Here is a 14,823-nt window from a genome sequence, read left to right on the forward strand (position 1 = left end):
TACAGGGTGCGGTGTTTTACTTCGGCATCTCGGCCTTCATGCCTTCCACGTAATAGTTCATCGAGGCCAGTTCCGCATTGGTCGCGCTCACACCGGCGGGGATTTTCTCGACTCCGGCCTGATCCTTGATCGGCCCGGTGAACGGGTGCAGCGCACCGCTCTTGATGTCCGCGATGATCTGCTCGGCTTCGGATTTCACCGCGGCCGGCACCAGGTCGCTGATTGGCAGTTCAACCGTGCCTTCCTTCAGACCGCCCCAATAGTCCTGGGACTTCCACGTGCGGTCGATCACGCTTTGGGTCGCCTGAATGTAGTGTGGCGCCCAATCGTTGACGATGGATGTCAGCACCGCTTTCGGCCCGAAGTGCGCCATGTCCGAAGCGTAGCCCACGGCATACACGCCGCGACGTTCGGCAGCCTGGATCGGCGCCGGGCTGTCAGTGTGCTGGAATACCACGTCCACGCCCTGGTCGATCAGCGCGTTGGCGGCATCCGCCTCTTTACCCGGATCGAACCACGAGTTGACCCACACCACCTTGATCTCGGTGCCGGGGTTGTACTTGTTCAAGGCCAGTTGAATGGCGTTGATGTCGCGGATCACTTCCGGGATCGGGAACGAAGCGACGTAGCCGATTTTTTTGGTCTTGGTCATCTTCGCCGCAAGAAAACCGCCGACGTAGCGACCTTCATAGGTGCGCGCCAGGTAGGTGCCCAGATTCTTGTCCTGCTTGTAGCCGGTGGCGTGTTCGAAAATCACGTTGGGAAACTGCTTGGCGACTTTCAATGTCGGGTTCATGTAGCCGAAAGACGTGGTGAAAATAAGGTCGTACTTGTCCTTGGCCATGTTGCGGATCACCCGCTCGGCGTCGGCGCCTTCAGCGACGTTTTCCACGTAGTGGGTGGTGATCTGCGAACCGAGTTTTTCCGCCAGTGCCTTGCGCCCCTGCTCATGCTGATACGTCCAGCCGTGGTCACCGATCGGACCGATATAGACGAAGCCGACTTTCAGCGGATCGGCAGCACTGGCGGCCAGGCTGCCAACAAGACCGATGGCCGCGACAACGGCGCAAAGCAGCTTCTTCAACGGACGTTTGTGCATGAATTCGAACTCCATGTTGTTGTGAGGTTGGCAAGGCCAATGCAAATTACTGACCAACAGGACAACAAATAGCTCGAGAGCGCGTAACGGCTATCGCGGGCAAGCCCGCTCCCACATGGCCTGGGCAAATCCTGTGCGAGCGGGCTTGCCCGCGATGAGGCGCGAAGGCCAATAAAAGTGCATGTCCCGAACCTGCTGCCATCCACTGGTGCGCTAAGGTGTAACGAAACGTTAGCGCCGCCCCGTAGTCAGTAGCTCACCCCACTGATTTCGCCCCTCTCGGCAAAAAGGCCCGCAATGCTCACATTTCTCAAGCAAGAAAGTTTTTTGCTGCTGGCCCTGATCGCTGCCGTCGTGGCTTATCCGCTGGAGCACTGGATGCTCAGCAGTGGCCAGCCCGTCGCGCTGGCGTCAGGGCTGGTGCTGATCGCCTTCATCGTCGCTGCCTCGATGCGTGTCGCCCATCAGGCAGAACTGCTCGCCGAAAAAGTCGGCGATCCCTACGGCACCATGATCCTGACCCTGGCCGCCGTGCTGGTGGAAGTGGTGATCCTGGCGATCATGATGAGCAACGAAGCCTCTGCGACGTTGGTGCGCGACACGATTTATTCGGCGGTGATGCTCGACATCAATGGCATCCTCGGCCTGGCGGCGTTGATGGGTGGGCTCAAGCATGGCGAACAGTCGTACAACGACGACTCGGCACGCAGCTACAGCGTGATGATCCTCACCGCCATGGGCGTTTCCATGGTGGTGCCGGAGTTCATCCCCGAGGCCAACTGGAAGCTGTATTCGGCGTTCACCATCGGCGCGATGGTCGTGCTCTACACGCTTTTCCTGCGCATGCAGGTCGGGCCGCACAGCTATTTTTTCAGCTACAGCTACCCGGACAAACGCCGCAAGAAAACGCCTCTGGACGAGGAGCCGTCGCCGGTCAATCTGACGCTGTCCATTGGCCTGCTGGTGTTTGGTGTGGTGGTGATTGGCGCGTTGGCCGAGGTGATGTCCAAGACCCTTGATCTGGGCCTGGAAGGAACCGGAGCGCCGCCAGTGGTCACGGCCATTCTGGTGGCGGCGATTTCGGCGGCACCGGAGATTCTGACCGCATTGCGCGCGGCACTGGCCAACCGTATGCAGTCGGTGGTCAACATCGCCATGGGCGCGTCGCTGTCGACGGTGATCCTGACGGTGCCGGTGATGGAAGCCATGGCGCTTTACACCGGCCAGCCGTTCCAGATGGCCATGACGCCGGTGCAGACGGTGATGATCTTCATCACTCTGATCGTCAGCGCGATCAATCTCAACGACGGCGAAACCAATGCCATCGAAGGCATGACCCACTTTGTGCTGTTTGCGACGTTTATCATGTTGTCGTTGCTCGGACTTTGAATCTCCACAAATCCCTTGTGGGAGCGGGCTTGCCCGCGATGAGGCCGCCACATTCAACATTTCTGTCGACTGACACTCCGCTATCGCGAGCAGGCTCGCTCCCACAGGTTTAATCGGTATTGAATCAGGTCCCGGCAATCAACTGCCGAGCCGCCTGGCTGTGGTCGGCAATCAACCCCTTCAGGTCCAGCCCTTCGACCTGCCCGTCAATCACTCGCCACTTGCCGCCAATCATCACCCGATCCGCACGGTCAGCGCCGCACAGCAGCAACGCCGAGACGGGGTCATGGCTGCCGGAGAAGCGCAGCTCGTCGAGCTTGAACAGCGCCAGGTCAGCCTGCTTGCCCACCGCCAGTTCACCGATATCGGTACGGCCCAGCAGACTGGCCGAGCCTTGGGTTGCCCAACCCAATACGCGCTCCGGAGTGATCTTTTCTGCACCGTAACGCAAGCGCTGGATGTACAGCGCCTGGCGCGCCTCGAGCATCATGTTCGAGGCATCGTTGGACGCCGATCCGTCCACGCCCAAGCCGAGCAAGGCGCCGGCGTCAGTCAGGTCGATGCTCGGGCAAATGCCGGAAGCCAGGCGCATGTTCGAGCTCGGGCAGTGGCAAATACCGGTGCGGGCGGCGCCCAGGCGAGCGATTTCGTCCGGGTTGAAATGGATGCCGTGGGCCAGCCAGGTACGCGGGCCTAGCCAGCCGACGCTATCCAGGTAATCCACGGTGCGCAGGCCGAAGCGTTGCAGGCAGAAGTCTTCTTCGTCGAGGGTTTCGGCCAGGTGGGTGTGCAGGCGGACGTCCAGTTTATTCGCCAGTTCGGCGCTCGCGGACATGATTTCCGGGGTCACCGAGAACGGCGAGCAAGGCGCCAGGGCAATCTGGATTTGCGCACCGTCGCCGCGTTCATGGTACTCGGCGATCAGGCGCTGACTGTCGTCGAGGATCACCTGGCCTTCCTGTACGGTTTGCTGCGGCGGCAGGCCGCCGTCCTTTTCGCCGAGGCTCATGGAACCGCGCGTCAGCATCGCCCGCATGCCCAATTCGCGAACGCTTTCGACTTGCACGTCAATCGCGTTTTCCAGGCCTTCGGGGAACAGGTAATGGTGATCGGCCGCGGTGGTGCAGCCGGACAACAGCAACTCGGCCAGCGCGACTTTGGTGGCGAGGGCGAGTTTTTCCGGCGTCAGTCGAGCCCACACCGGATACAGGGTTTTCAGCCACGGGAACAACGGCTGGTTGACCACCGGCGCCCAGGCGCGGGTCAAGGTTTGATAGAAGTGGTGATGGGTGTTGATCAGGCCTGGGAGGATCACATGCTCGCGGGCATCGAACACTTCATTGCACGGCGCGGACGGTTGTTGGCCGAGGCCGAGCACTTCGACGATTACCCCGTCTTGCAGCACAAGGCCGCCACGGGCATCAAGCTCGTTGGAGGTGAAAATGGCGAGGGGATTTTTTAACCAGGTGCGGGTCGCAGGCATGTTGGCCGGCTCCTCTGAAAGTTGGGTTCAGGGTTGCCAGCTCAGTGTTGCCCTGTCTGCTGATCCAGGGTCGCCGGGAAGGCGAGGTGCGGAGTGTCGAACAAAACGTCCTCATGGGCAAGCCCGGCCCGACCGGACAACACAAACCCTTTGCAGGAGCGAGCAAACACGCTCCTGCAAAGGGTGGGGGTGGTTACCAGGGAATGGTTTCACCGCGATAATTGATGAAGTGATGCCCACCCTTGCCGACATACGCATTCACCTGATCCACCAAGCCGCGCGTGCTGGTCTCGACATCAATGTCCGCACCTTCACCGCCCATGTCGGTTTTCACCCAGCCCGGGTGTAGCGACAGCACGGTCAAAGTCTGTTCGCCCAATTGCATGACGAAGCTATTGGTCATGGAGTTCAGTGCAGCCTTGCTCGCCTTGTACAACGCCAGTTCCGGCGCATCCGGCATGGTCACGCTGCCCAGCACCGAACTCATGAACGCCAGTACACCTGTGCCCGGGCGGATTTGCCCGACAAAACGCTGGGCCAGGTTAATTGGCGCCACCGCGTTGGTGAAGAACAGTTGCCCGACTTCGGCCAGGGTCGCGCCACCGTTGGGTGTCTGCACTTCAGGGCCTTTGACCCCGGCGTTGACGAACAGCAGGTCGAACACCTCGCCCTTGAGTTGCTGGTTCAAGGCGATGACCGCTTGCTGATCGTCCATGTCGAGTTTCTCGATCCGCACCTTGCCCAGCGCCTTCAGCGCATCGGCGTTCTGCGGGTTGCGCACGGTGGCGGTGACTTGCCAGCCATCGGCCAGAAGGGTCTTCACCAGGCCGAGGCCCAAGCCGCGGGAGGCGCCGATGATGAGTGCGGTTTTTGCCGTAGACATGAGTGGCTTCCTTGGTAAAAGAGGTTCAGTGGAGAACGTTGACGAGGCCTATGCTGCATCGCTTGATGTCGGGCGTCGAGCCCGTTGTTGTCTGTTTGTGGCGACTAATGCCCGGCCTGCCACGGCTGCCCCAACGACACCGGCGCATACAGCCGCGTACGCAGCGCATCCCGGGACAGCAACACCAGCACCACAATCGTGGCCACATACGGCAGCATCGCCAACAGACTCGACGGAATCGCCAGCCCCAACCCCTGTGCCACCAGGTGCAGGATGCTGGCGAGACCGAACAGATACGCGCCGAGCAGCAGGCGCCACACCCGCCAGCTGGCAAACACCACCAGCGCCAGCGCAATCCAGCCGCGGCCTGCACTCATGTTCTCCGCCCACATTGGCGTGTAGGCAAGGGACAAATAAGCCCCGGCCAACCCGGCCATGGCGCCCCCGAACAACACCGCCAACGTGCGCACGCGCAACACCGGCAAGCCCATGGCACTCGCGGCATCCGGGCTTTCCCCGACGGCTTGAATGATCAGGCCGATGCGGCTTTTCAGAACCACCCAGGCCACCATCGCAAACAGCGCGAACGACAGGTACACCAGCAGATCCTGGGCAAACAGCATCCGCCCGATCAGCGGAATTTCACTCAAGTACGGAATCGCCAGCGGCTCGAATCCCGTCAGCGGTTTGCCCACCCACGCCGCACCGACAAAGGTTGAAAGACCCACGCCGAAAATCGTCAGGGCCAGGCCGGTGGCCACTTGATTGGCGTTGAACACCAGCGCAACCAGCGCAAACAGTGATGACAACAACATCCCGGCGAGCATCGCCAGCACCACACCCAGCCACAGGTTGCCGCTGTTGAAGGCGACAATAAACCCGATCACCGCACCGAACAGCATCATGCCTTCCTGACCCAGATTCAGTACGCCGCTTTTTTCGCAAACCAGTTCGCCCAGTGCCACCAGCAACAACGGCGTACCGCAGCGCACCATGGCGTAGAAAATATTGCTCAGCAAATCGATATCCATCACAGCGCTCCTGCGTGTATGGCGGTGGCGGGTGCGCGGCGTGCCCAGCGCAGGTTCAAACGCGGTCGATAGAGAATCAGCACATCGCTGGCCAGCAGGAAAAACAGCATCATCCCCTGGAACAGTTGGGTGATTGCCTGCGGCAGATTCAGGCTCATTTGTGCACTCTCGCCACCGATGTACAGCAGCGCCATCAACAGGCTGGAAAGCAGGATGCCGACGGGATTGAGCCGGCCGAGAAAGGCCACGGTGATCGCCGCATAGCCGTACCCCGGAGACACCTGAGGGACCAATTGGCCAATCGGGCCGGTGACTTCGCAAACCCCCGCCAGGCCCGCCAGGCCACCGCTGATCAACAGCGCCAGCCAGATCAGGCGTTTCTCGCGAAAGCCCACGAAACCAGCTGCGCGCTTGTCCAGCCCGAGCACTTTGATCTGGAAACCGACAAAGCTCTTTTGCAACAACACCCACACCGCCACCAACGCGAGCAGGGCGAAATACACCCCGGCGTGCAAGCGGCCATCTTCCGTCAGCAGCGGTAAACGGCTGGCATCACCGAACATCGCCGATTGCGGAAAGTTGAATCCTTCGGGGTCTTTCAGCGGTCCGTGGACGCAATACAACAACAGGTTCAGGGCGATGTAGTTGAGCATGATGCTGGTCAGGATTTCATTGGCGTTGAAATGCGTGCGCAGCCAGGCCGTCAGCCCGGCCCATGCCGCGCCGGCCAGAATGCCGGCCAGCACGATCAGCACCAGTGCCCAGCGGCTTTGCATGTCGATGATATTCACCGCCAGCGCACTGCCGGCCAACGCACCGAGCAACAGCTGACCTTCGGCGCCGATGTTCCAGATGCGCGCCCGGTATGCGACTGCCAGGCCCAGTGCGCACAGCAGAATCGGCAGTGCCTTGACCAGCAACTCGCAGACGCCATACAGGTCACTGACCGGCGCGATCAGCAGGGTATGCAAGGTCAGCAAGGGGTCATGTCCCAAGGCAAGAAACAGCAATGAGCCACAGCCCAGCGTCAGGACCGCCGCCAGCAGTGGCGAGCACCACAACATCACGCGCGATTGCTGGCCACGGGGTTCAAGAGAAAGCAGCATGTGACACTCCGTTAATGCGTGGCGGGTACAAGGGATTGAGGGGTATCGAACTGGCCGGCCATCCAGCCACCGACATCGGTCAGGCGGGTATCGACGGTGGCCTGGAGTGGCGACATTCGTCCGCTGCACAAGGCGCCGAGGCGGTCGCTGATCTGGAACAGTTCGTCGAGGTCTTCAGAGATCACCAGGATCGCCGCTCCCGACTCTCGCAAGGCAATCAGGGCCCGGTGGATCGTCGCGGCGGCCCCGACGTCCACGCCCCAGGTCGGGTGCGCGGCCACCAATAATTTGGGTTGCTGGAGGATTTCCCGGCCGAGGATGAATTTCTGCAAGTTGCCGCCGGACAGGCTGCGGGCCGGTGTTTGAGCGTCCGGTGTCTTGACCCCGAAACGCTCGATGATGGTGTTGGCCAGCGCCAGGACTCTGCCGCGCTGGATCAGGCCTTTGCTCACCAGGCCTTGCTGGAAAGCGGTGAGCAGTGCGTTGTCTGCCAGGCTCAATTCCGGCACGGCACCATGCCCCAGCCGATCGGCAGGGACGAACGCCAGCCCGAGCTGGCGGCGTGCGTCGGGGCGCAAATGTGCAACCGGTTCGAGGTTGAAGCTGATCCTCGCGCTGTCGACGTGGGGCAGCCGTTCTTCACCGCTGAGCAAGGCCAGCAACTCGTCCTGGCCATTGCCGGCGACCCCGGCGATGCCGACGATTTCACCGCTGCGCACTTGGAGGTCGATGCCCTTGAGCGAACAGCCGAAGGGATCCGGGTTATGCCAGGACAAGCCCTGCACGTTCAGCCAAACGTCGGTGCCCGTCACTTTGGGGTAATCAGTGATCAACGCCGCCGCTTCACCGACCATCAATTGCGCCAGTTGCTGATCCGAACACTCGGCCGGTACGCAATGCCCGGCCACTCGACCAGACCGGAGCACGGTGGCGCTATGGCACAGCGCACGGACTTCACCGAGTTTGTGGCTGATGAATAAAATGCTGCAGCCCTCGGCAGCGAGCCGGCGCAAAGTGACGAACAGTTCATCGGCCTCTTGCGGGGTCAGCACCGACGTCGGCTCGTCAAGAATCAGCAGGCGGATGTCCTGCATCAGGCAGCGGACGATCTCCACCCGTTGCCGCTCGCCGATCGACAGGCTGTGGACAAGTCGCTCGGGCTCCAGCGCCATGCCATAGCGCTGCGACACTTCACGAATCTTCGGCTCCAGCTGTTTCGGCGTGCCCGCCGCCGCCCCCATCGCCAGGGCAATGTTCTGCGCCACGGTAAGTGTTTCGAATAGCGAGAAATGCTGGAACACCATGCCGATTCCCAGGCCGCGAGCCTGGGCGGGGTTGCGCATGCTCACACGCTGCCCTTGCCAGATCATCTCACCCGAATCGGCATGAGTAACGCCGTAGATAATCTTCATCAACGTACTTTTGCCCGCGCCGTTTTCACCGAGCAAGGCGTGGATTTCACCGGGCGCAATGCTCAGATCGATGGCGTCGTTGGCCAGGCAACCGGGGTAGCGCTTGCTGATTCTGTGCAACTGCAGGCGAGGTGTTGTATCGACAATGGGCGCGGGGTGGGTCATCTCAGGCTCGGTTCGATTGGAGTTATGCCTGTGGATAAAGCAATTTTCTGGCCAGTAGGTCAGGAAATCCTCCGCGCCGCACCCACCGGAGCGTTGAATCCGGGACTTGGCCGCGCACGATCCAAAACACGGCACCACTTGGGGGCAAAGCCGTTGATCTGGCTCCGGTTTTGCGCATAGGGTTTTGGTTAAAAAATGAGCAACAAGCTGTAAGCCATGCCGGATATGGGGCCGCGTCAGCCATGAACGGGTTATCCACAGATTGCTCCACAGTATTTGTGCGCAAGCTCAACACTCGGGCATAAGCACTGCGCGGCTTTCTTCTAAAGGTGCTAAACCGCTCTAACTGATTGTTTTTGCTTTGATTTTGAATTTTTGATAGCGGATTGGATGAAAAATGAGCAAAGCCCGCAAAGCCGCATGACAGAAGGGTTACAGCGGTATGTGCTCAGGTTATCCACAGCCGGGTGCACAGCAGATGTGGGCAAATGTAGAGTCATTGAAAAACCATCGTGCCCCAAAAAATCGCACCCCTTAACGAGCTGCCACAAGCCGTGATTTTTTGATCGTCTAGCGCTGCAACAAAATGCGCCCACGGCTCAAATCCGCAAGCTGCGATTGCAAGATCTCGATCTGCCCGGCACCCACGGCCAATTGCAATTCCACGCCGTTGGCCGTGAAATCTTCTTGCACAACCAGCCCACCGTTTTCCCCGACTCGCAGTTTCACCAGCGCCAATTCACTGAACGCACAGGCACACCGCAACGGCACGCGGCTGATCAGTTCCACCTTCGGCGCCGCTTGCAGACATTTGTTGGCGCCACCGCCATATGCCCGGGCCAGTCCGCCGGTACCGAGTTGAATGCCGCCATACCAGCGAATCACCAGTACCACGACCTGATCGCAATCCTGGGCATCGATCGCCGCCAGGATCGGCCGGCCAGCAGTGCCCCCGGGTTCGCCGTCGTCGGTGCTGCGGTATTGATCGCCGAGCTTCCACGCCCAGCAATTGTGCGTGGCATTCAGGTCGCTGTGCTGTTCGATGAATGCCTGCGCTTCGGCAGGACTGCTGATCGGCGCGGCATAGGTGATGAAGCGGCTTTTGCGAATTTCTTCGCGGTATTCGCAAAAGTCGCTGAGGGTAAAAGGCATAGTCGTCTTAGAGAGTTGGCGTCAGGCCGCAGCCTTTGAGAATGATACGGATCAGGTTGTCGCCAGCGTCTTCCATGTCTTGCTTGGTTAACCTGGTACGGCCGCTGACTCGGCAGATCTGCGTGGCGAAGTCGGCGTAGTGTTGAGTGCTGCCCCACAGCAGGAAGATCAGATGCACCGGGTCGACCGGGTCCATTTTGCCTGCGTCGATCCATGCTTGAAACACGGCGGCACGGCCTTGGAACCAGGTGCGATAGTCCTGATTGAAATATTCGGTCAGGCATTCGCCGCCGCTGATGACTTCCATGGCGAAGATGCGCGAGGCTTGTGGCTGGCGTCGGGAAAACTCCATTTTGGCGCGGATGTAGCGCGTCAGTGCTTCGGCCGGATCATCTTCGGCGGTCAGGGTGTTGAAGGTGCTGTCCCACAATTCGATGATGTTGCTCAGCACCGCCACATACAAACCGAGTTTGTTGGTGAAGTAGTAATGCAGGTTGGCTTTGGGCAACCCTGCATTCAAGGCGATGGTGTTCATGCTGGTGCCCTTGAACCCGTGACGGGCGAACTCGTCTTCGGCGGCTTTGATGATGGTCTCTTCATTCTTCTGACGAATGCGGCTGGCGGGTTTGCCGCCGTGAGCAGGGACTTCAAAGGTCATAGGCACTTCCGGACAAGTGGGTGGGGGCATCCAGTGCGTTGATAGCCTAAATCCGAAAGCACCACAACCCTGCAGGAGCCAGCAAGCCGGCTCCTGCAGGGTGTGTTTTCAGCGCGTGGCAGCCAGGCTTTCGAGGAAGCTTTCCAGAACCAGGTGTGGGCGACGGCCTTTGCGGGTAACCGAGGCAAGGCTCAGGTCGTAGAAGCGCGTTTTTGATTTCAAGGCGCGCAAGCGCCCCTGTTGTACCCAGAGACTGGCGTAATGGTCCGGCAAATAACCGATATAGCGCCCGGTCAAAATCAGGAACGCCATGCCTTCGCGGTCCGACGCGCTGGCGGTGCAATTGAGTGCCTGGTAATGGGCCTGGATTTCTGCGGGCAGACGGAAGGTCGGGGCAATGGCGTCCTGAGTGTTCAGGCGCTCGTCGTCCAGTTGCTTGTCGTCGGCATAAAACAGCGGGTGACCGACCGCGCAATACAACAACGAACGCTCGCTATACAGCGGTTGATATTCCAGCCCAGACAGCGCGCTGGCCTGGGGCACCACGCCGACATGCAGACGCCCGTCGAGCACGCCTTGTTCCACTTCGTTGGGCGCGATCATGCGAATCTGGATTTGCACGTCAGGCCCGCGTTCCTTTAATTGGGCCAGGGCATGGGTGATGCGCATGTGGGGCAGGGTGACCAGGTTATCAGTCAGGCCAATGGTCAACTCGCCGCGCAAGTGCTGATGCAGGCCATTGACCTCCGTGCGGAAACTTTCCAGTGCGCTCAGTAACTGCAGCGCTGATTGATACACCTCGCGGCCTTCCTCCGTCAGAGAAAAACCGGCACGCCCGCGTTGGCAAAGGCGCAATCCAAGGCGCTGCTCCAGATCGCTCATCTGCTGGCTGATGGCTGAGCGGCCGATGCCGAGCACGGTTTCCGCTGCGGAGAAGCCACCGCATTCGACGACGCTGCGAAAGATCCGCAACAAGCGAATATCAAAGTCGCTGACTTGCGCCAGGGGATCGGGACGGCGGCTGGACATAGTTTAGTGATGGCCTGACTAAAGGTTAGAAAAGTTGGATTTCATCGACTTTATCTCCGTGGCAATTTAGCTGCAAGAACGGTTTTTATCCCTACGCCGCTTATCGCCCTTGCGAGGTTTCGCTCATGAACTTGCCCGAAAACGCACCGACTTCTCTGGCCAGCCAGCTCAAGCTCGATGCTCACTGGATGCCTTACACCGCCAACCGCAACTTCCAGCGCGACCCGCGCCTGATTGTCGGTGCTGAAGGCAGCTGGTTGATCGACGATAAGGGCCGCAAAGTTTATGACTCGCTGTCCGGTCTGTGGACCTGCGGCGCCGGGCACACCCGCAAGGAAATCCAGGAGGCGGTGGCCAAGCAACTGGGCACCCTCGACTACTCGCCAGGCTTCCAGTACGGCCATCCTCTGTCGTTCCAGCTGGCTGAAAAAATCACCGACCTGACGCCGGGCAACCTGAACCACGTGTTCTTCACCGACTCGGGCTCCGAGTGCGCCGACACTGCCGTGAAGATGGTTCGTGCTTACTGGCGCCTGAAAGGCCAGTCGACCAAGACCAAGATGATCGGCCGTGCCCGTGGCTACCACGGCGTGAACATCGCCGGCACCAGCCTCGGTGGCGTGAACGGCAACCGTAAACTGTTCGGTCAGGCGATGATGGATGTCGATCACTTGCCGCACACACTGCTGGCAAGCAACGCTTACTCCCGTGGCATGCCGGAGCAGGGCGGTATTGCCTTGGCTGACGAACTGCTGAAGCTGATCGAACTGCACGACGCTTCGAACATCGCCGCGGTGTTCGTTGAGCCAATGGCGGGTTCCGCCGGTGTGCTGGTTCCACCTCAGGGTTACCTCAAGCGTCTGCGCGAAATCTGCGATCAGCACAACATCCTGCTGGTGTTCGACGAAGTGATCACCGGTTTTGGCCGTACCGGCACCATGTTTGGCGCCACCACCTTCGGCGTGACCCCGGACCTGATGTGCATCGCCAAGCAAGTCACCAACGGTGCAATCCCGATGGGCGCGGTGATTGCCAGCTCCGAGATCTACCAGACCTTCATGAACCAGGCGACGCCTGAGTACGCCGTCGAGTTCCCGCACGGCTACACCTATTCCGCGCACCCGGTGGCTTGCGCCGCGGGCCTGGCAGCGCTCGATCTGCTGCAAAAGGAAAATCTGGTACAGAGCGTGGCTGAAGTCGCACCGCATTTCGAAAATGCGCTGCATGGCCTTAAGGGCACCAAGAACATCATCGACATCCGTAACTTTGGCCTGGCCGGTGCGATCCAGATCGCCCCGCGTGACGGCGACGCTATCGTGCGTCCGTTCGAAGCCGGCATGGCGCTGTGGAAAGCCGGGTTCTACGTACGTTTCGGCGGCGACACCCTGCAGTTCGGCCCAACCTTCAACAGCAAGCCGCAAGACCTGGATCGCCTGTTCGATGCGGTCGGCGAAGTGCTGAGCAAGATCGACTGATTTCTCCTTCTATATACCTATAAACAACGGGCGCTCGGAAACGCGCGCCTGTGGACAACTTTTCAGGAGCTTCCATGAGCGTTATTCCGCATTTGATCAATGGCGAACTGGTGACCGAGAACGGTCGCGCGGTTGATGTGTTCAACCCGTCCACCGGTCAGGCAATCCACAAGCTCCCACTGGCGACCCGCGACACCATCCAGAGCGCCATCGACGCCGCCAAGGCCGCATTCCCGGCCTGGCGCAACACGCCGCCGGCCAAGCGTGCCCAAGTGATGTTCCGCTTCAAGCAACTGCTGGAACAGAACGAAGCACGCATCTCGCAATTGATCAGCGAAGAGCACGGCAAAACCCTGGAAGATGCTGCCGGTGAATTGAAGCGCGGCATTGAGAACGTCGAGTTCGCTTGCGCTGCACCGGAAATCCTCAAGGGTGAGTACAGCCGTAACGTCGGTCCGAACATCGACGCCTGGTCTGATTTCCAGCCGCTAGGCGTCGTGGCCGGTATCACGCCGTTCAACTTCCCGGCAATGGTGCCGCTGTGGATGTACCCGTTGGCGATCGTCTGCGGTAACTGCTTCATCCTCAAGCCTTCCGAGCGTGACCCGAGTTCGACGCTGCTGATCGCCCAGTTGCTGCTCGAAGCTGGCCTGCCGAAAGGTGTGCTGAGCGTGGTGCACGGTGACAAGACGGCGGTGGATGCATTGATCGAAGCGCCGGAAGTCAAAGCGCTGAGTTTCGTGGGGTCGACGCCGATTGCCGAGTACATCTATTCCGAAGGCACCAAGCGCGGTAAACGCGTACAGGCCTTGGGCGGTGCGAAGAACCATGCGGTGCTGATGCCGGACGCGGATCTGGACAACGCCGTCAGCGCACTGATGGGCGCGGCTTACGGTTCTTGCGGTGAACGCTGCATGGCGATCTCGGTGGCCGTGTGCGTGGGTGATCAGGTGGCCGATGCACTGGTGGCCAAACTGGTTCCGCAAATCAAGGCGTTGAAAATCGGCGCAGGCACCAGCTGTGGTCTGGACATGGGCCCTCTGGTGACCGGCCAGGCCCGTGACAAGGTCAGCGGTTATGTAGAGGACGGCGTAGCTGCTGGCGCCAAGTTGGTGGTGGATGGTCGCGGTCTGACCGTGGCCGGTCATGAAGACGGCTTTTTCCTGGGTGGCTGCCTGTTCGACAACGTCACGCCGCAGATGCGAATCTATAAAGAAGAGATCTTCGGGCCGGTGCTGTGCATTGTGCGGGTCAACAGCCTGGAAGAAGCCATGCAATTGATCAACGATCACGAATACGGCAACGGCACCTGCATCTTCACCCGTGACGGTGAAGCGGCGCGGTTGTTCTGCGACGAGATCGAAGTGGGCATGGTCGGTGTGAACGTACCGTTGCCGGTGCCAGTGGCTTACCACAGCTTTGGCGGCTGGAAGCGTTCGCTATTCGGCGATCTGCATGCCTATGGCCCGGATGGCGTGCGTTTCTACACCCGCCGCAAAGCGATCACTCAACGCTGGCCTCAGCGTGCGAGCCACGAAGCTTCGCAGTTCGCGTTCCCTAGCTTGTAAGTAGAAGGGCATAAGAAGGCCGACCCAAGGGGTCGGCCTTTCTGTTTTTAGGGCTTTTTTGACCTATATGACAGTTTTATGAAAATAGCGGTTGACGGCAGATTTCAGATGTCTATAATTCGCCCCACTTCCGGCGCGGTCGAAACGGAAAACTCCTTGGTAAACAACGAGTTACGCAGTTTTCGGCAGCAAGTAGCTTCAGGTCATCGAAGCCAGAAGGAAGTTGAAAAAGAGGTGTTGACAGCAGCGTGTAACGCTGTAGAATTCGCCTCCCGCTGACGAGAGATCGAAAGCGCAAGTGGTTGAAGTTGTTGAGGAAATCCTTGAAAACTTCTGAAAATAACCACTTGACAGCAAATGAGGCTGCTGTAGA

Annotated in this window: 13 protein-coding genes; 3 read left to right on the forward strand and 10 right to left on the reverse strand. The window is 59.8% G+C overall.

Going from position 1 to position 14,823, the window contains the following annotated elements; all coding sequences use genetic code 11:
• Positions 1-16: 16 nt before the first annotated feature.
• Positions 17-1,099 carry a BMP family ABC transporter substrate-binding protein gene (locus tag BVK86_RS19060; protein WP_075947876.1) on the reverse strand — a complete coding sequence of 361 codons (1,083 nt, stop codon included), beginning with the start codon at positions 1,097-1,099 and terminating at the stop codon, positions 17-19.
• A gap of 297 nt (positions 1,100-1,396) precedes the next feature.
• Here BVK86_RS19060 and BVK86_RS19065 point away from each other — a divergent pair, with 297 nt between their 5' ends.
• Entirely contained in the window at positions 1,397-2,488 is a 1,092-nt protein-coding gene (locus BVK86_RS19065; protein ID WP_075947877.1) for a calcium:cation antiporter, read from the forward strand.
• A 124-nt stretch (positions 2,489-2,612) separates the two neighbouring features.
• Here the strand turns inward: BVK86_RS19065 and BVK86_RS19070 are convergent, their stop codons facing one another.
• The 8 genes from BVK86_RS19070 to BVK86_RS19105 form a co-directional block, all read right to left on the reverse strand.
• On the reverse strand, positions 2,613-3,971 hold the full coding sequence (locus BVK86_RS19070) for an 8-oxoguanine deaminase (protein ID WP_075947878.1): 1,359 nt from the start codon (positions 3,969-3,971) through the stop codon (positions 2,613-2,615).
• Positions 3,972-4,164: 193 nt separating this feature from the next.
• Positions 4,165-4,854 (reverse strand): SDR family oxidoreductase, encoded by a 690-nt coding sequence (locus BVK86_RS19075; protein ID WP_075947879.1) that lies wholly within the window; start codon positions 4,852-4,854, stop codon positions 4,165-4,167.
• Between the two features lie 104 nt (positions 4,855-4,958).
• Entirely contained in the window at positions 4,959-5,885 is a 927-nt protein-coding gene (locus BVK86_RS19080) for an ABC transporter permease (protein WP_075947880.1), read from the reverse strand.
• Positions 5,885-6,991 (reverse strand): ABC transporter permease, encoded by a 1,107-nt coding sequence (locus BVK86_RS19085; RefSeq protein ID WP_075947881.1) that lies wholly within the window; start codon positions 6,989-6,991, stop codon positions 5,885-5,887. The genes BVK86_RS19080 and BVK86_RS19085 overlap by 1 nt, the downstream gene beginning before the upstream one ends.
• A gap of 11 nt (positions 6,992-7,002) precedes the next feature.
• A complete protein-coding gene (locus tag BVK86_RS19090) occupies positions 7,003-8,568 on the reverse strand; it encodes an ABC transporter ATP-binding protein (RefSeq protein ID WP_075947882.1) in 1,566 nt (521 codons plus the stop codon).
• A 570-nt stretch (positions 8,569-9,138) separates the two neighbouring features.
• A complete protein-coding gene (locus BVK86_RS19095; RefSeq protein WP_075947883.1) occupies positions 9,139-9,720 on the reverse strand; it encodes an IMPACT family protein in 582 nt (193 codons plus the stop codon).
• Positions 9,721-9,727: 7 nt separating this feature from the next.
• Positions 9,728-10,378 (reverse strand): TetR/AcrR family transcriptional regulator, encoded by a 651-nt coding sequence (locus tag BVK86_RS19100; protein WP_075947884.1) that lies wholly within the window; start codon positions 10,376-10,378, stop codon positions 9,728-9,730.
• 108 nt (positions 10,379-10,486) lie between these two features.
• The gene (locus BVK86_RS19105; RefSeq protein WP_075947885.1) at positions 10,487-11,407 is read right to left on the reverse strand and encodes a LysR family transcriptional regulator; all 921 of its coding nucleotides are present in this window, start codon (positions 11,405-11,407) and stop codon (positions 10,487-10,489) included.
• A gap of 125 nt (positions 11,408-11,532) precedes the next feature.
• On the opposite strand from BVK86_RS19105, the gene aptA reads away from it, so the two are divergent.
• Both aptA and BVK86_RS19115 read left to right on the forward strand, forming a co-directional pair.
• On the forward strand, positions 11,533-12,882 hold the full coding sequence (gene aptA, locus BVK86_RS19110) for an omega-aminotransferase AptA (protein ID WP_075947886.1): 1,350 nt from the start codon (positions 11,533-11,535) through the stop codon (positions 12,880-12,882).
• Between the two features lie 74 nt (positions 12,883-12,956).
• The gene (locus BVK86_RS19115) at positions 12,957-14,450 is read left to right on the forward strand and encodes a CoA-acylating methylmalonate-semialdehyde dehydrogenase (RefSeq protein WP_075947887.1); all 1,494 of its coding nucleotides are present in this window, start codon (positions 12,957-12,959) and stop codon (positions 14,448-14,450) included.
• 112 nt (positions 14,451-14,562) lie between these two features.
• On the opposite strand, the gene BVK86_RS29990 is transcribed toward BVK86_RS19115, so the two are convergent.
• Positions 14,563-14,823: hypothetical protein (locus tag BVK86_RS29990; RefSeq protein WP_208609346.1), on the reverse strand; the 261-nt coding region annotated here is incomplete at its 5' end.

Source organism: Pseudomonas reinekei (genome assembly GCF_001945365.1).
Lineage (GTDB): Bacteria > Pseudomonadota > Gammaproteobacteria > Pseudomonadales > Pseudomonadaceae > Aquipseudomonas > Aquipseudomonas reinekei.

Excerpts from the sequence above, each read along its gene's own strand:
- BVK86_RS19105 (WP_075947885.1), bottom strand. The coding sequence starts at position 11,407 with ATGTCCAGCCGCCGTCCCGATCCCCTGGCGCAAGTCAGCGACTTTGAT.
- BVK86_RS19075 (WP_075947879.1), bottom strand. The coding sequence starts at position 4,854 with ATGTCTACGGCAAAAACCGCACTCATCATCGGCGCCTCCCGCGGCTTG.
- BVK86_RS19100 (WP_075947884.1), bottom strand. The coding sequence starts at position 10,378 with ATGACCTTTGAAGTCCCTGCTCACGGCGGCAAACCCGCCAGCCGCATT.
- BVK86_RS19095 (WP_075947883.1), bottom strand. The coding sequence starts at position 9,720 with ATGCCTTTTACCCTCAGCGACTTTTGCGAATACCGCGAAGAAATTCGC.
- BVK86_RS19070 (WP_075947878.1), bottom strand. The coding sequence starts at position 3,971 with ATGCCTGCGACCCGCACCTGGTTAAAAAATCCCCTCGCCATTTTCACC.
- BVK86_RS19080 (WP_075947880.1), bottom strand. The coding sequence starts at position 5,885 with ATGGATATCGATTTGCTGAGCAATATTTTCTACGCCATGGTGCGCTGC.
- BVK86_RS19060 (WP_075947876.1), bottom strand. The coding sequence starts at position 1,099 with ATGCACAAACGTCCGTTGAAGAAGCTGCTTTGCGCCGTTGTCGCGGCC.
- BVK86_RS19085 (WP_075947881.1), bottom strand. The coding sequence starts at position 6,991 with ATGCTGCTTTCTCTTGAACCCCGTGGCCAGCAATCGCGCGTGATGTTG.
- BVK86_RS19065 (WP_075947877.1), top strand. The coding sequence starts at position 1,397 with ATGCTCACATTTCTCAAGCAAGAAAGTTTTTTGCTGCTGGCCCTGATC.
- BVK86_RS19115 (WP_075947887.1), top strand. The coding sequence starts at position 12,957 with ATGAGCGTTATTCCGCATTTGATCAATGGCGAACTGGTGACCGAGAAC.
- BVK86_RS19090 (WP_075947882.1), bottom strand. The coding sequence starts at position 8,568 with ATGACCCACCCCGCGCCCATTGTCGATACAACACCTCGCCTGCAGTTG.
- aptA (WP_075947886.1), top strand. The coding sequence starts at position 11,533 with ATGAACTTGCCCGAAAACGCACCGACTTCTCTGGCCAGCCAGCTCAAG.